At 59.1% G+C, this 19,401-nt stretch carries 20 protein-coding genes; 17 read left to right on the top strand and 3 right to left on the bottom strand.

Annotated features, from left to right (window positions below; all coding sequences use genetic code 11):
• Window positions 1–157: 157 nt before the first annotated feature.
• Together WFN75_RS16570 and WFN75_RS16565 are read left to right on the top strand one after the other, a co-directional pair.
• Window positions 158–1,210 (top strand): ABC transporter substrate-binding protein, encoded by a 1,053-nt coding sequence (locus WFN75_RS16570; protein WP_336996523.1) that lies wholly within the window; start codon window positions 158–160, stop codon window positions 1,208–1,210.
• Window positions 1,210–1,881, top strand: coding sequence for a substrate-binding domain-containing protein (locus WFN75_RS16565; RefSeq protein WP_336996522.1), 672 nt, complete (start codon window positions 1,210–1,212; stop codon window positions 1,879–1,881). The genes WFN75_RS16570 and WFN75_RS16565 overlap by 1 nt, the downstream gene beginning before the upstream one ends.
• A gap of 27 nt (window positions 1,882–1,908) precedes the next feature.
• Here WFN75_RS16565 and yghU read toward each other — a convergent pair whose 3' ends face one another.
• Entirely contained in the window at window positions 1,909–2,775 is an 867-nt protein-coding gene (gene yghU / locus WFN75_RS16560; protein WP_336996521.1) for a glutathione-dependent disulfide-bond oxidoreductase, read from the bottom strand.
• 246 nt (window positions 2,776–3,021) lie between these two features.
• Between yghU and WFN75_RS16555 the strand changes: the two genes are divergently transcribed.
• From WFN75_RS16555 to WFN75_RS16535, 5 genes are all read left to right on the top strand, one after another.
• The gene (locus WFN75_RS16555) at window positions 3,022–4,611 is read left to right on the top strand and encodes an ABC transporter substrate-binding protein (RefSeq protein WP_046886017.1); all 1,590 of its coding nucleotides are present in this window, start codon (window positions 3,022–3,024) and stop codon (window positions 4,609–4,611) included.
• Window positions 4,612–4,672: 61 nt separating this feature from the next.
• A complete protein-coding gene (locus WFN75_RS16550; RefSeq protein WP_207292399.1) occupies window positions 4,673–5,626 on the top strand; it encodes an ABC transporter permease in 954 nt (317 codons plus the stop codon).
• Window positions 5,627–5,631: 5 nt separating this feature from the next.
• Entirely contained in the window at window positions 5,632–6,477 is an 846-nt protein-coding gene (locus WFN75_RS16545) for an ABC transporter permease (RefSeq protein ID WP_040074033.1), read from the top strand.
• Window positions 6,470–7,447 (top strand): ABC transporter ATP-binding protein, encoded by a 978-nt coding sequence (locus tag WFN75_RS16540; RefSeq protein ID WP_286808818.1) that lies wholly within the window; start codon window positions 6,470–6,472, stop codon window positions 7,445–7,447. Before WFN75_RS16545 ends, WFN75_RS16540 begins: the two co-directional genes overlap by 8 nt.
• The gene (locus WFN75_RS16535) at window positions 7,444–8,421 is read left to right on the top strand and encodes an ABC transporter ATP-binding protein (protein WP_207292398.1); all 978 of its coding nucleotides are present in this window, start codon (window positions 7,444–7,446) and stop codon (window positions 8,419–8,421) included. Before WFN75_RS16540 ends, WFN75_RS16535 begins: the two co-directional genes overlap by 4 nt.
• Window positions 8,422–8,462: 41 nt before the next feature.
• On the opposite strand, the gene WFN75_RS16530 is transcribed toward WFN75_RS16535, so the two are convergent.
• Window positions 8,463–9,011, bottom strand: a complete 549-nt coding sequence (locus WFN75_RS16530; RefSeq protein ID WP_336996520.1) for a DsbA family protein — start codon at window positions 9,009–9,011, stop codon at window positions 8,463–8,465.
• Window positions 9,012–9,164: 153 nt separating this feature from the next.
• Between WFN75_RS16530 and gss the strand changes: the two genes are divergently transcribed.
• From gss to cobT, 10 genes are all read left to right on the top strand, one after another.
• Window positions 9,165–11,027 carry a bifunctional glutathionylspermidine amidase/synthase gene (gss, locus tag WFN75_RS16525; protein WP_040074037.1) on the top strand — a complete coding sequence of 621 codons (1,863 nt, stop codon included), beginning with the start codon at window positions 9,165–9,167 and terminating at the stop codon, window positions 11,025–11,027.
• 135 nt (window positions 11,028–11,162) lie between these two features.
• Window positions 11,163–11,714, top strand: coding sequence for a peroxiredoxin (locus WFN75_RS16520; protein ID WP_040078395.1), 552 nt, complete (start codon window positions 11,163–11,165; stop codon window positions 11,712–11,714).
• An 18-nt stretch (window positions 11,715–11,732) separates the two neighbouring features.
• The gene (locus WFN75_RS16515) at window positions 11,733–12,965 is read left to right on the top strand and encodes a protein-disulfide reductase DsbD family protein (protein WP_046886022.1); all 1,233 of its coding nucleotides are present in this window, start codon (window positions 11,733–11,735) and stop codon (window positions 12,963–12,965) included.
• Between the two features lie 20 nt (window positions 12,966–12,985).
• Complete coding sequence (locus tag WFN75_RS16510) at window positions 12,986–13,543, top strand: sigma-70 family RNA polymerase sigma factor (RefSeq protein ID WP_336996609.1); 558 nt, start codon at window positions 12,986–12,988, stop codon at window positions 13,541–13,543.
• Window positions 13,530–14,159 carry an NrsF family protein gene (locus tag WFN75_RS16505; protein ID WP_336996519.1) on the top strand — a complete coding sequence of 210 codons (630 nt, stop codon included), beginning with the start codon at window positions 13,530–13,532 and terminating at the stop codon, window positions 14,157–14,159. Before WFN75_RS16510 ends, WFN75_RS16505 begins: the two co-directional genes overlap by 14 nt.
• 32 nt (window positions 14,160–14,191) lie before the next feature.
• A complete protein-coding gene (locus tag WFN75_RS16500) occupies window positions 14,192–15,709 on the top strand; it encodes a cobyric acid synthase (RefSeq protein ID WP_233800615.1) in 1,518 nt (505 codons plus the stop codon).
• Window positions 15,706–16,251, top strand: a complete 546-nt coding sequence (gene cobU, locus WFN75_RS16495) for a bifunctional adenosylcobinamide kinase/adenosylcobinamide-phosphate guanylyltransferase (protein WP_336996518.1) — start codon at window positions 15,706–15,708, stop codon at window positions 16,249–16,251. Before WFN75_RS16500 ends, cobU begins: the two co-directional genes overlap by 4 nt.
• A complete protein-coding gene (cobS, locus tag WFN75_RS16490) occupies window positions 16,248–17,006 on the top strand; it encodes an adenosylcobinamide-GDP ribazoletransferase (protein ID WP_336996517.1) in 759 nt (252 codons plus the stop codon). Before cobU ends, cobS begins: the two co-directional genes overlap by 4 nt.
• Window positions 17,007–17,009: 3 nt before the next feature.
• Complete coding sequence (locus tag WFN75_RS16485) at window positions 17,010–17,618, top strand: adenosylcobalamin/alpha-ribazole phosphatase (protein WP_286791400.1); 609 nt, start codon at window positions 17,010–17,012, stop codon at window positions 17,616–17,618.
• A gap of 11 nt (window positions 17,619–17,629) precedes the next feature.
• Entirely contained in the window at window positions 17,630–18,679 is a 1,050-nt protein-coding gene (gene cobT / locus WFN75_RS16480; protein WP_207292391.1) for a nicotinate-nucleotide--dimethylbenzimidazole phosphoribosyltransferase, read from the top strand.
• Here the strand turns inward: cobT and WFN75_RS16475 are convergent.
• On the bottom strand, window positions 18,669–19,292 hold the full coding sequence (locus WFN75_RS16475) for a DUF2238 domain-containing protein (RefSeq protein ID WP_040074049.1): 624 nt from the start codon (window positions 19,290–19,292) through the stop codon (window positions 18,669–18,671). The genes cobT and WFN75_RS16475 overlap by 11 nt on opposite strands.
• Window positions 19,293–19,401 lie beyond the last annotated feature (109 nt).

Genomic DNA, 19,401 nt, shown 5'->3' with positions numbered 1-19,401 from the left:
ATGATTCTTGCGCGATTACCGGATGGTTGTAAACATGCCGTTGAAAAAAGAGAGGGATTTGCGTTAAGGCACGCCTGCCCGCTCTACCTCTAAAGGGGCCGGGACACGGGTTGTGTAATCGTTATATAATAAATTATATAACGAATGTGAGGCTACGATGAAACAGCGCTTTTGGCAGGTATTACCTTTTCTTTTTCTGACCATTTCTCCGTTCTCTTCTCAGGCGTCGCGCCAGATTACCGACCAGATTGGCCGTCAGGTAACGATCCCGGATGAGGTGAATCGCGTGGTGGTACTGCAGCACCAGACGCTGAACTTGCTGGTGCAAATGAACGCCAGCGATAAAATCGTTGGGGTGATGGCGAACTGGAAGCAACAACTCGGTGATGGCTATGCCCGCCTTGCGCCCGAGCTGAACCAGAAAGCCATGCTCGGCGATCTCACCCATGTGGATCCGGAAAAGCTGGTTGCGCTAAAACCGCAGGTGGTGTTTGTCACAAACTATGCGCCGCGGGAGATGATCGACAAGATCGCTAGCCTTGGGATCCCGGTGGTGGCGATTTCGCTACGCCACGACGCCCCCGGTGAACAAGACAAACTGAACCCCACCCAGGCCGATGAAGAGAAAGCCTACGATTTGGGGCTGCGGGAAGGGATCACCCTGATTGGCGAGATCGTGAATAAGCCGGCAGAAGCGAAGGCGCTGATTGCGGCAACGGACGCGGGACGCAAAAAGGTGCGCGATCGCCTGCAGGCGATCCCGGCCGCAGAGCGCGTGCGTGCCTATATGGCGAACCCGGCGTTAACCACCTACGGCTCCGGAAAATATACCGGTTTAATGATGGCGCATGCGGGGGCGTTGAATGTGGCCGCCGCCACCATCAAGGGCTTTAAAACCGTGGCGATGGAGCAGGTTATCGCCTGGAACCCGCAGGTAATTTTCGTGCAGGATCGCTACCCCTCCGTGGTCAATGAGATTAAAACTTCTGCGCAATGGCAAACCCTCGATGCGGTGAAAAATCAGCGTGTCTACCTGATGCCCGATTACGCGAAAGCCTGGGGTTACCCGATGCCGGAAGCGATGGGGCTGGGCGAGTTGTGGATGGCCAAAAAACTCTATCCCGGGAAGTTCAAAGACGTGGATATGCGTAAAGAGGCTAACGCCTGGTATCACCGTTTTTACCGCACTGACTACCAGGGCATCGATTAATGCGCGTCCTGGCGGCAGGCAGTTTGCGCGGGGTCTGGCCATCGTTACTGCGCCACTTCCCGGAGCCGGTAGAGACCGCGTTTGGCCCGGCGGGGCTGCTGCGGGCGCGTATTGCGGCGGGTGAAGCGTGCGACCTTTTCGCCTCGGCAAACCTTGCCCATCCCCGGGCGCTTAATCCGCTCGCCGTCATCCCCTTCGCCCGCAATTCACTCTGCCTGACCGTGCGCAGTGATGTGCTGCAGCAGGGGGATAACTGGCTATCGCTGCTGACCCGCGCCGATTTGCGCCTCGCCACCTCGACGGCGGGGGAAGATCCTTGCGGAGATTATGCGCAGACGTTATTTGATCGCATGGGCGATAGCGGCGAGGGGGTAAGAGCCCGGGCGAGGGGGCTGGTCGGTGGGCGACACTCTGCGCCGATTCCTGCGGGCAAGCTGGCGGCGGAGTGGATTATCCACAGCGGCCAGGCAGAGCTGTTTATCGGCTACGCCAGCTATGCCTCCAGGCTGCGCACGATCCCCGGCTTAACCGTGATACCTCTCCCGGCGCCTTACAACCCCTGCGCGGAGTATGGCTGTGCGGTGATAACCCCTGCAGGGCAGCGGCTGGGCATGTTTTTACAGTCAGAGATTGCGAAGGGGATCTTACGCGAAGCGGGATTTGAGGCATAGCCGGGCGGCGAACCACCCGGCCTGCGCTTATGCCTGGCGCTTATCTTCTGTGTTGGTGTCAAAATCGCTGGCGGCGTGGCGTTCATGCAGCTGTTCGTTCAGCTCGCCATAGGTACGGTTCACAATACGGCCCCGTTTGACGGCTGGGCGGTTGGCGACCTCTTTCGCCCAGCGCTGCACGTTTGTGTACTTCTCTGCATCCAGGAACTCGGCGGCGTTGTACACGCTGCCCAGCGCCACGCAGCCAAACCACGGCCAGACGGCGATATCGGCAATCGTATACTCATCGCCTGCCACGTAGCGGCCGCGCGCCAGCTGTTTATCCAGCACGTCGAACAGACGTTTCGCTTCCATGGTAAAGCGATCGATCGCGTATTCGATCTTCACGGGGACGTAGTTATAGAAGTGGCCGAAACCGCCGCCAAGGAAGGGGGCAGCCCCCTGCAGCCAGAAAAGCCAGTTCAGCGTTTCGGTACGGCCTGCCGGGTCTTTCGGCAGAAAATGACCATACTTCTCGGCCAGATAGAGCAGGATATTGCCTGATTCAAACACCCGGGTCGGCGGGGTGGTGGAGTGGTCGCGCAGCGCCGGGATCTTGGAGTTAGGATTCACCTCAACAAACCCGCTAGAGAACTGATCGCCCTCACCAATGCGAATCAGCCAGGCATCGTACTCGGCGTCGGTTACGCCCAGAGCCAGCAGCTCTTCGAGCAGAATGGTCACCTTCTGGCCGTTCGGCGTACCCAGCGAATAGAGCTGCAACGGATGCGCGCCGACGGGCAGCGCTTTTTCATGCGTTGCGCCGGAAATAGGGCGGTTGATATTGGCAAACGCGCCGCCGGTGTTCTGCTTCCACTCCCACACTTTCGGTGGCTGATAGTTGTTGTCTGACATGTTGACCTGCCTTTTGCATGATGTGTTGAGGCAGTTTAGCAGGAGATTCGTGAACCCTTTAACGTTGCGAGCGCATAAGGTTATGCGCTATTCCACATTGCGCTTATATATATCAAATTCGGTATAAGCTTAATCGAAAATCGCATTTTCATTGTTAATGCGAAAGGGCGTAAAGCTGCCTATGATGCTTGCACATATATAAAAACGGGCAGTAATAAACACTTTATCAGGCAAGGAGTTAGTGAGATGCGTAAGCTTCTGTTTTCGGCAGTTGTGGTTTCGCTCGCGTTAGGTCTGGCGGGTTGTGATGAGGCAAAAAATAAAGAGGCGGCCAACGCGCCTGCCGCCAACAATGACGCGCCTAAAGCGGGCGGTTCGTTAATTATCGGCATCACCTCCGGCGACCCGCTGGCCGTGAATCCGCTCTATGCCAGCGACCGTACTACGTTAACTATCATGCAGGCGCTGTATGCACCGCTATATAGCTTCAATGAGGGGAAAATCGAATGGGGGCTGGCCGAAAGCCTGACGCCCGCCGCCGATAACCTGAGCTATACCCTGACCTTAAAACCCAATCTTAAGTGGCAGGATGGCCAGCCGCTGACCGCCGACGACGTGGTCTTCACCTTCAATAAACTGCTCGACCCCAGCCAGCATAGCTTCTTCCGCAGCATGTTCACCTATGGCGGCAAACCCGTGGTGGTGAGCAAGGTTGACGATCGCACCGTTAAGTTCACCCTACCGCAGGTGAGTGCGGCATTTACCGGCACGCTGGTACAAATTTACCCCATCCCGCAGCACGTATTCGCCGGTGAAAGCGATTTTGAAAAGAGCGCCAAAAACGATACGCCGGTCGGTTCCGGGCCGTTCAAATTTAAAGAGTATCGCGCCGGGCAGTACTATGCCCTGACGCGTTTCGACGATTACTGGAACGGCAAAGCGAAGCTCGATTCCGTCACCTACCGTTTTGCTAAAGACAGCAACTCTGCCAACCTTGCGCTGCAAAATGGCGAGATCAACATGAAGATGGTGGATCCGCAGGATGTGTCACGCCTGAAAAACACCGGTAAATTCGACTTTGTGGTCTATCCGGAAGGGCGTCTGGCCTATATGACGTTCAACCAGAACGTACCGGTCATGAAGAGCAAAGCGCTGCGCCAGGCTATCGCTTACGCCATCAACAAAGACGAGCTGACCCAGACCGCCTTCACCTCGCTGGATTATGCGAAACCCGCCGCCTCGTTCCTGACGCCGGATACCCTCTACCAGACCGCCGACGTAGAGCAGTACAAGTTCGATCAGCAAAAAGCCAAAGCGTTGCTGAAGGACTCAGGCGCGCCAGAAAACCTGAAGCTGCGTCTGGCCTACGTGAATACCAATAAAACCCAGGAGAGCCAGGCGCTGTACATCCAGCAGGCCCTGAAGGGAATTGGGGTGATCGTTGAGCTGATGCCGCTGGATTCCAACGCCATGTCGCAGCGCAGTCTGGACATGAACAACACCGCGTGGGATCTGAATCTGGGTGGCTACATCATGGGCGCAGAGCCGGACGGCTACAAATCACTGTTTATGAGTAACGAGGCCTACAACTACGCGCACTATAAAAATCCGCAGTTCGATGCCCTGTGGGATAAAGGTGCTGTGGAAACCGATGCCAAAAAACGTGCGGAGATCTACAAGCAAATCCAGCAGACCGTGGCGAGCGACATGACCTATTACCCGATCGCCTATACCAATGCGATCGTTGCCGTGGATAAACGCTTCGGCGGCACAAAAGAGGCGGAGCCGAAGCCGGTTTATCTGTTCCAGGACTTATCAAAAATCTATCAGAAATAAGCGGTTGCCCCGGCCATTTCGCCGGGGTCTTACGTCAAGGTAAGTCGTTTAAGGGCATGTCGTGAACACATTACTCACGCGTCGGTTGCTGCAACTGCTGCCGATGCTGTTCTTTATTTCGCTGGTGGCCTTTTTGCTGGTCAAACTCGCCCCTGGCGACCCGGTTGCCGCCTATATCACCCCGCGGATGGCGCCGGAAGATATCGAGCGCATCCGTCAAAGCCTGGGGCTGGATAAGCCGCTGGTCACCCAGTACCTGCTGTGGCTGAAAAACGTCGCGCAGGGCGACCTGGGTTACTCGCTTATCTATCACCGCCCGGTGCTGGAGATGATCGCCGAGCGCATTCCGGCCACCCTGGGATTGATGGGGGCGTCGCTGCTGCTGGCCATCGTGCTGGCCATTCCCCTCGGGCTGCTTGCCGGGGCGTTTAAACATCGCTGGCTGGATCATCTGCTGAATCTGTTTGCCTATATTGGCATCTCGGTGCCGATCTTCTGGTTCGGCATACTACTGATCACCGTGTTTGCCGTACAACTCAACTGGTTTCCCAGCATGGGGATGCGCACCATCGGCATGGAAGATAACTGGCTGGATGTGGTTCGCCACGGCGTGCTGCCGTGCATTGCGCTCACCTTTTACAATCTCTCAAGCTATGTGCGCTACATTCGCTCCAATACCATCACGCAGCTCTCTGCCGACTACGTGCAGACCCAGCTCGCGTACGGCGCGACCCGTTCCGGCATTCTGTTCCGCCATGTGCTGAAAAACGTGCTACTGCCGGTGATTACCCTGTTCGGCCTGTCGTTTGGGGAGCTGGTGGTCGGGGCCTACGTGACGGAAAGCGTCTTCTCCTGGCCGGGCATGGGGTTGCTGGGGATCCAGTCGATCACCTCGCTGGATTACCCGTTGATCATGGCGATCATCATGCTCTCTTCCATGATGTTGATCGTGGGCAACCTGATCGCCGATCTACTGTATCGCTTCGCCGATCCCCGCATTCGTACTCTGAGGTAACCCGGATGAGCAGACGCTGGCAGCAAGTTCGTCACCAGCTGCGCCGCAACCGTCCGGCGCAGTTCTCGTTATTTGTCCTTTTTATCTTTGTTGTCGCCGCGCTCTGCGCGGGGCTGAGCCCGTTCGACCCGGATCAGATGGCGCTGAACGCCCGTACCCTGCCGCCGGACAGTACTCACTGGTTTGGTACCGATGAGTACGGGCGCGACTACTTTACCCGCGCCCTCTACGGCGGGCAGATCTCGCTGATGGTGGGTTTTCTGGCGATGGTTTTCTCTACGCTGATTGGCACCCTCGTCGGCACGATCAGCGGCTATTTTGGCGGCTGGCTCGATAACCTGATGATGCGTATCGTCGATATTCTGATGGCGATCCCGGCCTTCTTCCTGCTGCTGGTGGTGAACGCTTACCTCAAGCCAGGCGTGGATAACATCATTTTTATCATCAGCCTGCTGACGTGGATGAACATGTCCCGGCTGGTACGTGCCGAAACGCTTTCGGTTAAAGAGCGCGAATATGTGCTTTATGCCCGTGCTTCCGGCGAACAGCCGCTACGGATCATCGTGCGCCATATCATTCCCGGCGTGCTGCCGACCATTATCGTGGCCGCCACGCTCAATATCGCTTCGGCGATCCTGATGGAGTCGACGCTGAGCTTCCTTGGGCTTGGCGTACAGGCACCGGCCGCCTCCTGGGGAAGTATGCTCAACAACGCCCAGTCGTACATTGGCGAAGCGTCGTGGCTGGCGATGTTCCCCGGCATTCTGATCTTGCTGACGGTGTTCAGCTTTAACGTATTAGGCGACGTATTTCGTACCGCCTTTGAGCCGGGAGCGAACCGCGATGAGTAACTTGCTCGAACTCGATAATCTGCAAACCACCTTCCATACCCGACAGGGAGATGTCCATGCAGTTCGCGGTGTGAGCTTTCAGGTGCAGCCGGGGGAACTTATCGGCATTGTTGGCGAATCCGGCTGCGGCAAGAGCGTGACCTGTAAATCCATTATCCAGCTTCTGGGGAGTAACGGCCGCATCACCGGTGGCAGTATTCGGTTTCAGAATGCCGATCTGGCGCAAAAAACGCCGCAGCAGATGCGCGCCATTCGCGGCAATGAGATCGCCATGATTTTCCAGGATCCGATGACCGCCCTTAACCCGGTGCTCACCATCGGCAAGCAGATGTCTGAGATCCTGATGCGTAATAAAGGGCTGGCCAAAAAAGCGGCCAAAGCGGCGGCGCTGTCGATGCTGGAGCAGGTCGGCATTGCCGAGGCGGAACGGCGCTACAATCAGTATCCCCATGAGTTCAGCGGCGGCATGCGCCAGCGGGTGATGATAGCCATTGCGCTCTCCTGTAACCCAAAGCTGCTGATTGCCGACGAACCGACCACCGCTCTGGACGTGACGATTCAGGCGCAGATATTGCGTCTGCTGAAAAGCCTGCAACAACAAACCCAGACCGCCATCCTGCTCATCACCCACGATCTGGGCGTGGTGGCGCAAGTGTGTAGCCGCGTCGTGGTGATGTATGGCGGGCTGGTGATGGAGGAGGGGAGCGTTGAGGACATTTTTTACCGTCCGGCGCACCCCTATACCCAGGGGCTGTTGGCCTCATTGCCCCGTCCGGGGGAGGTGAATCAGCGATTATCGCCGATCGAGGGCACGCCACCTGGCTTGCTCAATCCGCCTCCCGGCTGCCCCTTTGCTGAGCGCTGTCCGAAGCGGATGCCGCAGTGTGATCGGCAGCCGGCGTTTTACCGGATGGACGAAGGCCACCGCGCCGCGTGCTGGCTATGGGCCGATAAGGAGGTTCAGGCATGAGCGAACAACGTACTCCGTTAGTCAGCGTGCGTGAGCTACGCAAACACTATCCTCTAAACGGCGGGCTACTGCGAAAGGGGGCGGCGGTGAAAGCGGTGGATGGCGTCAGTTTTGACATCATGCCCGGTGAAACCTTTGGCCTGGTGGGGGAGTCAGGCTGCGGCAAATCGACCCTCGGACGCGCCATTTTACGCCTGTTTGCTATCACCTCCGGCGAGATCCACTTTGCCGGGCAGAACATTGCCCAGGCCAGCGAGAAACAGCTGAAACCGCTGCGCAGAAGGATGCAGGCGATTTTTCAGGATCCCTACTCCTCGCTCAACCCCGGCATGACCGTGCAGCAGTTGGTTGCCGAGCCGATGCAGATCCACGGCTACAGTCGGGAGGAGCAGCGTGAACGTACCGAAACGCTGCTCTATAAAGTGGGGCTCAAACAGGAACATCTGCAACGTTTCCCCTATGAGTTCAGCGGCGGCCAGCGTCAGCGCATCAGCATTGCCCGCGCCTTGTCCGTGCGCCCGGAGTTTGTACTGTGCGATGAGCCGCTGTCGGCGCTGGATGTCTCGGTGCAGGCGCAGGTGGTGAATATCCTGCAGGATTTACAGCAGGAGCTGGGGCTCACCTATCTGTTTATCGCCCACGATCTGTCGATGGTGCGCCACATCTCCAGCCGCATTGGGGTGATGTATCTCGGTAAGCTGGTGGAGGTTGCACCCGCGAATGCGCTCTATCAGCATCCGGCCCATCCCTACACGCGTGCTTTGCTGGCGGCGGTGCCCCAGCCCGATCCGCGCATCCGCAATCTTGATAACGCCACGTTGCGGGGCGAGATCCCAGGGCCGACCTCGGCGCTGCCAGGCTGTCGTTTTTGCAGCCGTTGCCCCCATGCGATGCCGGTGTGTCAGGCGCAGGAACCGGCGATGCAGGAGATCGCGCCGGGGCACTTTACCGCCTGTTGGTTATTTAAAACGTAACAGGAGCCACTCTCTCTCGCCCGTACGAGAGAGGGTGGCGTTTATCCCAGCAGTCGCTTCACCCATACCGCAACCTCGTCGCCGCTGCCCAAATCGGGCTGCACCAGACCATCGACCATAAAGGTTGGGGAGACATGGATCCCATTCTGGCGCGCATATTTACAGTGCCACTTAATTTCCGTTTGCAGTTCCGGGCGCGCAAAGGCGTCGGCAAGCTGCACCCCGCTGTAACCCTCGATGCGCGCGATAATCTCCTCAGGCGTCGCCTGCATATTCGGCCCGCTACAGTGGTCGGTAAATTCAAACTCTTCCCGGCGATCGGCCACCGCCTGTATCACCTTGTGTGCCGCCGCTTTCCCCTCGGGCAGCGTCGACGCCGCCAGAATGCAGCGCACAATCACGCCGGAAAAGAGATGCCAGGGCTGCGACTGTAAACGGATTTTGACGGTGATCTTATCCTCGCCAGCCTGTTCCAGCAGCGCGTTTAACTTATTAAAGGCCTTGACCGAAAACGGGCAGGTCGGTTCCAGGAACACTTCAAAGATGCGTGGGCCGTGACCCCACTCCAGCGGCTGCGCCTGTACGCTCATATTGACTCCTGTGTTGTCTGTTTTTCGTTATTGCTGCGGCGAATAATTTGCCACGCGGGTGTATGATAAATCCACCTCTGTCAGGTTAATTACAACGTGCAGACGACGACAACCCCCTAAAAAATTGCCGCCTGCCTTTATTAGGTTGGAAACATGCGTAAAGGAACGTTAAGCAGTGATGCGCCATTCGGGACATTATTAGGCTATGCGCCGGGAGGCGTGGCGATCTACTCCTCGAATTACAGCTCCCTCGATCCGCGAAATTATCCGGAAGATGCCGATTTTCGCAGCTATACCGGCAATGAATATATGGGGCACAAGTGGCAGTGCGTTGAGTTTGCCCGCCGCTTCCTGTTCCTGAATTACGGCTTTGTCTTTACCGATGTGCGCATGGCGTGGGAGATCTTCTCTTTACGCTTTGTTCGTCAGGTGGTGAATGACGATATCCTGCCGCTGCAGGCCTTTGCTAACGGCTCTCAGCGCGCGCCGGAGGCGGGGGCTTTGCTTATCTGGCAAAAGGGTGGTGAGTTCCACGAAACCGGCCACGTGGCCGTCATCACGCAACGGCTGGGTGATAAGGTGCGCATTGCGGAGCAGAATGTTATTCACTCTCCGCTGCCGCTGGGACAGCAGTGGACGCGCGAACTCAGAATGAGCGTGGAGAACGGCTGCTACCGGCTTCATGACACCTTCAGCGACACCGAAATTCTGGGCTGGATGATCCAGACCAGCGACACCGAACACAGCCTCCCGCAGCCAGAAGTTAACGGCGAACTGCTGAATATTCGCGGCGCGCGGCTGAAAAACAACCGCCAGTTTGATGGCAAATGGCTCAATGAGAACGATGCGCTGCAGCAGGCCTACGTGCGTGCCAACGGCCATTTTATCAATCACGATCCCTGCCACTATTTCACCATCACCGAAAGCGCCGAGCAGGAGTTGATCAAAGCGACCAACGAGCTGCACCTGATGTATCTGCATGCCACCGACAAGGTGCTGAAAGATGACAACTTACTGGCGCTTTTCGACATTCCGAAAATTCTCTGGCCGCGCCTGCGTCTCTCCTGGCAGTGGCGTCGTCACCATATGATTACCGGCCGCATGGATTTCTGCATGGATGAGCGCGGCATCAAGGTGTATGAGTACAACGCCGACTCCGCTTCGTGCCACACCGAAGGTGGCCTGATCCTGGAAGAGTGGGTGAAAAATGGCTATCGCGGCGGCGGACATAACCCGGCGGAAGGGTTACTGGAAGAGCTTTCTGGCGCCTGGAAGCACAGCCAGGCCCGCCCCTTTGTGCACATCATGCAGGACAACGATGTGGAGGAGGATTACCACGCCCTCTTTATTCAGCGTTCGCTGCTTCAGGCCGGGTTTGAAACCAAAATCCTGCATGGGCTGGGGGCGTTAAGCTGGGATGCGGCAGGCCAATTAATTGATGATGAAGGGCGGCTGGTTAACTGCGTCTGGAAAACCTGGGCGTGGGAGACGGCCATCGAGCAGATCCGCGAAGTCAGTGAAACCGAGTACGCGGCGGTTCCTATCCGTACCGGCCATCCGCAAAACGAGGTGCGCTTAATCGATGTGTTGCTGCGCCCGGAAGTGTTGGTCTTTGAACCTTTATGGACGGTGATCCCCGGCAACAAAGCCATTTTGCCGGTGCTGTGGCAGCTCTTCCCTCACCACCGCTACCTGCTGGATACCGATTTTGAGGTCAACGCACTGCTTAGCCAGACCGGGTACGCCGTGAAGCCTATCGCCGGGCGCTGCGGCAGCAATATCGATCTCATCAGCCCGCAGGAGGAGCTACTGGATAAATCGAGCGGCAAGTTTGTCGATCGCAAAAATATTTACCAGCAGCTGTGGTGTTTGCCGAAGGTGGACGAGAAGTATATCCAGGTCTGTACCTTTACCGTCGGCGGCAATTACGGCGGTACCTGCCTGCGCGGTGATACTTCGCTGGTGATTAAGAAAGAGAGCGATATCGAACCGTTAATGGTGGAAAAAGATCGGTAACCTCCACCCATCCTGACGCTCTCTTCCCCTCCGCAAGCGACCCTTGCGGATTTTTTTTATCGGCGAGCGAAACCTTCGGGCCTTGGCGTGCGAACTATGATTCATAAAGTACGTTTTTTCCTGATGGAGCTGACCATGAAACTGTTAAACACCCTCTCTGCTGCTGCGGTACTGACCTTTTCCCTCTTCACCCTGAATGCCAACGCGGCGCTCGAGGTGGGGGATAACGCGCCCAATTTCAGCCTGAAAGGGGCGCTGGGGGGCAAGCCGCTCACCTTCTCGCTTCAGCAGGCATTACAGAAAGGCCCGGTGGTGCTCTACTTCTTCCCGGCAGCCTTTACCAAAGGCTGCACCCTGGAGGCACATGCTTTCGCCGAAGCGAGCGATGATTTTAAAAAGCTGGGGGCGACCGTGGTTGGGGTCACCGCCGGGAATGTCGATCAGGTGGATGAGTTCTCGAAGCTGGAGTGCCGTGATAAATTTGCCGTGGCCGCCGATCCCGGCGCGAAAGTGGCGGGCGAGTACAAAACGCTGATGCAGATGAACGGTAAAACGGTCTCTGACCGCACCTCCTACGTCATCGCCCCCGACGGTAAAATTCTGATGAGCTATACCGACCGTAACCCTGACCAGCATATCCAGAAGTCCATGGATGCCGTGAAGCAATACGCGAACACACATTCATAATTAGTTTTGGGGCCCGCTATGTTAACCGCCATTCTGGCCGCCTTCGCCGGCGGCATTATCCTCAATTTTATGCCGTGCGTTTTTCCGGTGATTTCGCTGAAGGCGCTGGGGCTGTTGCGACATCAGGGAGACCGGGCCAGCGCCCGCACCGAAGGGCTCGGTTTTTTACTGGGCGTGATTTTTACCATGCTGGCGCTGGCTGCCGTGTTGCTGGCGTTGCGCGCTGGCGGTACCGCCGTGGGCTGGGGCTTTCAGCTGCAATCTCCACTGGTCATTACCGCGCTGGCGCTGATTATCCTCGGCGCGGCGCTGAACCTGCTGGGGGTGTTTGAGGTGGGATTATCCCTGCAGCGGGCAGGTGAGATCTCAGGCGGGCGCGGGGCATTTACCCGTTCGGCGTTAACCGGCGCGTTGGCGATTGTGGTCGCTACGCCATGCTCAGCCCCCTTTATGGCGGGTGCAGTAGGGTATGCGCTGGTGCAGCCGCCGGCGGTTTCGCTGGTTATCTTCCTTTCCCTGGCGCTGGGGTTCGCCGCCCCCTTTACCCTGATTTCGCTCTTCCCGGCGATCGCCGCTCGCCTGCCCAGACCGGGCGCCTGGATGGATATCCTCAAGCGCGGGCTGGCGTTTCCGATGTTTGGCGCCTTTGCCTGGCTGGTGTGGGTATTAGCGCAACAGGCGGGAACCACCGCGCTGGCGGCAATGCTGGCCTGTGCCGTGGTGGTGAGCTTCACCGCGTGGCTGTATGGGATGGCCCAGCGCAGACGTTTCGCCGGGCGTTCGTATAAAGTGCTGCTGGCGGTGACGGTGGTGCTCTTCGTGGCGGCGATTACCCCCCTGCCGGGCATCATGCAGACGCAGTCCGTTACGGCAGAACCGGCCGTTGCGAGCCAGGTCGCGCCGGTGAAGTGGTCGCCGCAAACGGTGGCAGAGATGCGCGGCCACGGCAAAGCTATCTTTGTGAACTTTACCGCCTCGTGGTGCATCACCTGTCAGGTGAACGATCGCACTTCGCTCTCTACCGCGGCGGTGAAGCAGGCGCTGTCGCGCACTGGCACTATTTATATGGTGGCGGATTCCACCAAATTTAACGCCGATATCGACGATGCCATGACGGCCTTCGGGCAGGGAGGGCTGCCGCTGTACGTCGTCTATCCGGCCGACGGTAGCGAACCTAAGGTGCTGCCGCAGGTGCTAACCCCGTCGATTGTGGTGAACGCCCTCGATCGGGCGGCCGGTAAAAAAGCGTGAGGTAGTTCGCATGGCGAATGATGGATAGCAATCTGGCTCCCCGCGAGTCCTGGCCCGGGCTGATGGCACGTGCGCAGGCCGGGGATCGCGACGCCTATTCCCTGCTGCTCCGGGCCCTGGTGCCGGTGATTCGGGCGCTGGTCCGTAAGCAGATTGCCGATCCTGTGCTGATCGATGATGTGATTCAGGAGGTGCTGCTCACCGTGCACCGGGTGCGTCATACCTACGATCCGGCCTGCCCCTTTTTACCCTGGCTGATGGCGATCGCGCAGGCGCGTGCCGTGGATGCGTTACGCCAGCGCGGACGGCGACAGCGGCGGGAAAGCGACGATGAGCCGCTGGCGGAAGGGGTCTGGACCGGTAATATCGGTCAACAAGAAACCGAAGAGGAGCTGGCGTCGATTTTAGACCAGCTTCCGGCGCGACAGCGCCAGATTGTGGAGCATATCCACCTGCAGGAGATGAGCCTCGCCGAGGCCGCCGCACGGCATAACCTGACCATTTCGGCGGTCAAATCTCTCCTGCACAGAGCCTTAACCAATCTTCGCCGGATGGGAGCGAACCATGGCCGATCATGATCTCTTAATTAAACAATTGAGCCGCGAGGCGACGCCCGTGACGCGCCCGCAGGCCCGCAATCTGCGGGTGCTCACCTGGATGCTGCTGGCGCTCCCCTGCGCAGGATTAAGCAGCCTGCTGGTGAACCGTGCCGCCACCGACTGGTCTGCAGCGGGATCCTGGCTGGCGGTGGTGCAACTCTCTCTCGCTTTCCTGGTAGGGGGGATGGCGATTGCGAATGCGTTCACCCTGAGTATTGCCGGGCGCAAGCCGCTGAGCTGGCGCTGGTTTGCGCTGCCCTTGCTGCTGTGGGCCGTAGGGGCGCTGTTCAGCCTCAATTCATCGCCTCCTGCCGGGCATCACAGCGACGAAGTGAACTGCTATGCCTTTATGCTCACGGTCAGCGCCCCGATGGTGGTGATTGTCATTGCGTATCTGCGCCGCACCCGGTCGCTCTATCCTCTGCGCACCCTGGCGACCGCCGGGGCCGGTGTCGCCAGCATGGCGCTGACGCTGCTCACCTTTTGCCACCCCGTTGAGATACACCCGATGGATTTTCTGCTGCATATTGCCGCCATCCTCACCATTGTCAGCGCAACGATAGTGTTGGGCTGGAGGCATGTAGTGATAAGCTGAATCCCTCTCAGTGAAGGTATTCAGGAGAAGTAATGACGCAGGCAATCATGCTGCAGGGCACCGCCTCGGACGTGGGAAAAAGCGTGCTGGTGGCCGGGCTGTGCCGGATATTCCATCAGGATGGCTGGCGCACCGCCCCCTTTAAATCACAAAACATGGCGCTCAACTCCGGCATCACCCCTGACGGTAAAGAGATGGGGCGGGCGCAGATCATGCAGGCCGAAGCGGCGGGGATCCTCCCGGACGTGCGTATGAATCCCATTTTGCTGAAACCCACCTCTGACTGCCAGGCGCAGGTGGTGCTGATGGGCGAGGTGCTGCGCGATATGGATGCCGTTCGCTACCACGATTTCAAACCCCGGCTTCGCGAGCAGATTGCCGCGGTGTACCAGAGCCTGGCGCAGGAGTACGACCGGCTGGTGCTGGAAGGGGCGGGCAGCCCGGCAGAGATCAACCTGCGCGACCGGGATATCGTCAATATGGGCATGGCCGAGATTGCCCGCTGTCCGGTGATCCTCGTGGCCGATATCGATCGCGGCGGCGTCTTTGCGGCGATCTACGGCACCCTGGCCCTGCTGCAGGAGCATGAGCGCTGGCGGGTGAAAGGGGTCATCATCAATAAATTTCGCGGTGATGTGTCGCTGCTGACTCCTGGGCTGCGTCAGATTGAGGCGCTCACCGGCGTGCCGGTTCTGGGCGTGCTGCCCTGGCTGGAGCTTGATCTGGAAGAGGAAGACAGCGTGGTGTTACAACGCCGCGCCATGCAGCAGGGGCAGCGCAGCGTCGATATCGCCGTGGTGCAACTGCCCTACATGTCCAATTTCACCGACTTTAATGCCCTTTCCGCGCAGCCGGACGTGCGGGTGCGCTATGTCCGCGATCCGCACCAGCTTGCAGGCGCAGATCTGATTATCCTGCCGGGTAGCAAAAGTACATTACAGGATCTCACCTGGCTGCGGGAGAGCGCGATGGCGCAGGCGCTGCGGGTGCAACACCGGAACGGCGTGCCGCTACTGGGGATCTGCGGCGGATATCAGATGCTAGGCAACACCCTGATAGATGAGGTGGAGTCCGGCCTCGGTACGCTGCCAGGGCTGGGGTTGCTGGAGACCGTCACCCGTTTCGCCCCACTTAAAACCACTACCCTGGTCGATGCCAGACTGGCTGAACTTCCCGGCTGGCTGGCCAGCGCTTCAGGCTTGACGCTGCGCGGCTACGAAATCCATATGGGACAAACCACCCTGGCTACCGGCGCGCAGCCGGCCCTGTACCTGCAAAAAAATGGCCAGCCCGTCGCCGACGGCGCGGTGAGCGACGATGGTCTGGTCTGGGGTACCTATCTGCACGGTCTGTTCGACAACGACATCTTTACCCGTACCCTGGTGGACAGCCTGCGGGTGCGAAAAGGGCTCGCCCCCCTGGAAACCTTGCCAGACTACGCGGCCTATAAAGCGCAGCAGTTTGACAAGCTGGCGGCGAGCATGCGCCAGCATCTCGATCTACAGAGCATTTACCGGATTATGCGCGAGCATCAGGAGCCGATGGCATGATTTTAGTCACGGGCGGGGCGCGCAGCGGCAAAAGTGCGCAGGTTGAAAAGCTGGTTGCCGGACAGTGTCAGCAGGTGCTCTATATCGCGACCTCCGTCGTGACGGACGAGGAGATGGCTCGCCGCATTGCGCAGCATCAGGCGCAGCGCCCCGCACACTGGCGCACCTGGGAGGGATACCGTGCGCTCGATCGGGTGCTACGCGAACAGGTGCAGCCGGGAGAAGGGGTGGTGCTGGAGTGCATCACCACCTGGCTCGCGAACTTGTTGTACGAGGCCTCCGGCGGTGCCGACCCGGATACGCTCGATTTCGCGCCGCTGGAGATCTGGCTGCAGCAGCAGGTGGACGCGCTGATTGCCGCCTGCCAGCACACTGCGGCACCGGTATTTATTGTTACCAATGAGCTGGGGATGAGCATCACCCCGGAAAATCGCCTCGCACGTCACTTTGTCGATATCGCCGGGCGGGCCAACCAGAAGCTGGCCCGGGCCGCAGACGACGTATGGCTGATGGTCTCAGGGATTGGAGTCAAAATTAAATGAAGCTGAATTTACTCTGGGCCACGCTGCGGCTAATGACCCGTTTCCCGGTTCCGGAGAAGTGGGCCGATGGGGTCAAGTTTCGCCAGCTTGGGCGCGGCGTGCCCTATTTCCCGCTGGTGGGGCTGTTTGTCGGCGTGGTGGCCGCGCTGGCCGCGTTGCTGGTGAGCCAGACCGGGGGCGGCATTTACCTGGGGGCCGCCGTCTGGGCGCTGGCGATGGCCCTGCTGACGGGCGGCTTCCATCTCGACGGGCTGGCCGATACCTGCGACGGGATCTTCTCTGCCCGTAGCCGGGAGCGGATGCTGGCGATCATGAAGGACAGCCGCCTCGGCACCTTCGGCGGGCTGGCGCTGATCTTCTGCATTCTGCTCAAGGTGATGGCGGTGTCGGGCCTATCCTCTCGCCCCCCTGCGGAACTCTTCGCGCTGCTGGTCTGTGCGCCGGTTGTCTCACGGGCAGGGCTGGTGCTGGGGATGTATGGTCAGCGCTATGCCCGGGAAGGCGAGGGGCTGGGTACGCTGTACATTGGCGGCATTCTGTTTCACGAAGCGGCGATAACGCTGCTCATCGGCGCGCTTATCGTGGTGGCGCTGACCGGACTCCACGGCGTGGCGGCGATGGTGGTCACCTGGGGGCTGATGGCGTGCCTGGTGCGCTATTTGCGTACCCGTTTAGGCGGCCAGACCGGCGATACCCTTGGCGCGCTGGCAGAAACCGGCGAGACGCTGTTTCTGCTGGCCCTGATGTGGAGCTAAATCATGCGCCTGGTTCTGGTACGTCACGGGCAAACCGCAGCCAATGAGAGCGGCCTCTTTTACGGCAGCACCGACCTGCCATTAACCGATAAAGGCATTGAGCAGGGGCGGCGAGTGGGGGAGTGTCTGGCGACGCTCACCTTCGGGCAAATTCACTGCAGCCAGCTTCAGCGCGCGCAGCAAACCGCCCGGTTGGTGGTGCCCAACGGCATTATCACTAACAGCGATCCCCGGCTCAACGAGATGCACTTCGGCAGCTGGGAGATGCGCCACCACAGCAGCATTGCCGAAGAGGAACCCCAGGCGTGGCAGCGCTGGGTGGATGACTGGCAGAACGTCACCCCCGGCGGCGGTGAGCCCTTTGCCGAATTTGCCGGACGGGTAAAAAGCGTTGCCGACGAGCTGGCGCAACAACAGGAAGACGGCGACAGCCTGGTCGTCGCTCATCAGGGCGTATTAAGCCTGATGCTGGCCCACTGGCTACGTATGCCGGCAGAGGCGATGTGGCACTTTCCGTTTCAGCAGGGCAGCTGGACGATGGTGGAAAATCGCGGTGGGTTTATGATCTTACGCCACTTTAATCATCAAAGTCCCTTCCGTTCAGAACAGTGAGAATAACACCGATGCAGAGCATAGAAGCGCTGGTGGCGGCGATCGCCCCGCTGGACGCAGAGAAAATGGCGCAGGCCGCGCAGCACATTGATGGTCTGGTGAAGCCACTGAATAGCCTTGGCAGGCTGGAAGCGCTGGCTATTCAACTGGCGGGTATGCGGGGGCTGCCGCCGCTGGGCGATCTGGCCAAAGAGATTATCGTGATGTGCGCCGACCACGGTGTCTATCAGGAGGGGGTGGCACTGGCTCCGCAGGCGGTCACCCGTCTTCAGGCGCAGAATATGCTCAATGGCTCCTCTGGCGTCTGCGTGCTGGCGAAAAGCAACCAGACGACGGTGCTGCCGGTGGATGTGGGCATTAACGGCGACCCACTCGACGGGATGCTCAGCCTGAAAGTGGCGCGGGGCAGCGATAACATCGCCGTCGGCCCGGCAATGCGTCGCGAGCAGGCGGAACAGATTCTGCTGGCGAGCGCTGAGCTGGTAAAACAGCGGGCCGCAGCGGGGATCGCGGTGTTGGGTACCGGTGAGCTGGGGATGGCGAACACCACCCCCGCCTCGGCGATGATCAGCGTCCTGTGCGGCTGCGATCCGCATGAGGTGGTGGGGCATGGTGCAAACCTGCCCCCCGAGCGGCTGCAGCACAAGGAGGCGATTGTCAGGCAGGCCATCCGCGTTAATCAGCCCAATCCCGCCGATGCGCTGGACGTGCTGGCGAAGGTAGGGGGGTATGACCTGGTGGGGATGACCGGGGTTATCCTGGGGGCCGGGGCCTGCGGACTGCCGGTGGTGCTCGACGGTTTTCTCTCTTACGCTTCGGCAATCGCGGCCTGCCAGATCGCGCCGGCGGTGAAACACTACTGCATCCCTTCCCATTTCTCAGCAGAGAAGGGATCGCAGCGTGCGCTGGAACATCTTGGTTTACAGCCCTATCTCTGGCTCGACCTCCGGCTTGGCGAGGGGAGCGGCGCCGCGCTGGGCATGTCGATCGTCAGCGCCGCCTGCGCCATGTATAGCCAGATGGGCGTGCTGGCGCACAGCGGCATTGACCTTAAGGCTTAACCGTCCTCATTAGCTGTCGCTGATGAGTGCGCCCGAGCAGCAGGACGGTGGTGAGCGCGCCGAGCAGGGCGCAGAACATATCCGACTGGGTATCCCAGGGATCGCCCTGGGTCCCGAGGAAATCATCCGCGCCTTGTCCCATTGCCAGCGCCGCCCACCACTCGATCAGCTCATAGGTGGCGCTAATGGCCAGCGCAATGCAGCAGACCAGAAACGCGGTCATTTTGCGCCCCTGAACGTAATGACCGCGCAGCAAGATCTCCCGCGCGGCCAGGGCCGGCACCAGCCCCTGGAAGAAGTGACCCAGTTTGTCGTAGGGGTTGCGGCTGAGGTCAAACAGCGCCTGCACCTCAAAACCGATGGGCACTTTGGCATAGGTGTACATCCCGCCGACCATCAAAATGAGGGCGTGGAAGAAAATCAGAATGTAGAGCAGCGGGGTTAAGGGATAGCGCTGATGTGTTGCCAGCAGTAGAGGCACAACGATCACCACCGGCGTGACTTCCATCAGCCAGGTGATACGGTCGCCGGTATAGACACCGGTGTAGATCAGGACAAGCAGCAGGATCAGCGCGCCGCCTTTTAATGCCGGGGAGAGCGTGGTTGCAGTCATAGCATTCTACTTATTGAAAAATGACTACTATCGACCTGCAGGGGTAAAAATTCAATGGCTGGCAAAGGGATAAAAAAACGGGGCCCGTAGTGGCCCCGTTTTTCAGCTG

This window comes from Leclercia sp. UBA7405 (genome assembly GCF_037152215.1).
Classification (GTDB): domain Bacteria; phylum Pseudomonadota; class Gammaproteobacteria; order Enterobacterales; family Enterobacteriaceae; genus Enterobacter; species Enterobacter pneumoniae.
This window is presented reverse-complemented; position numbering and strand designations above follow the sequence as displayed.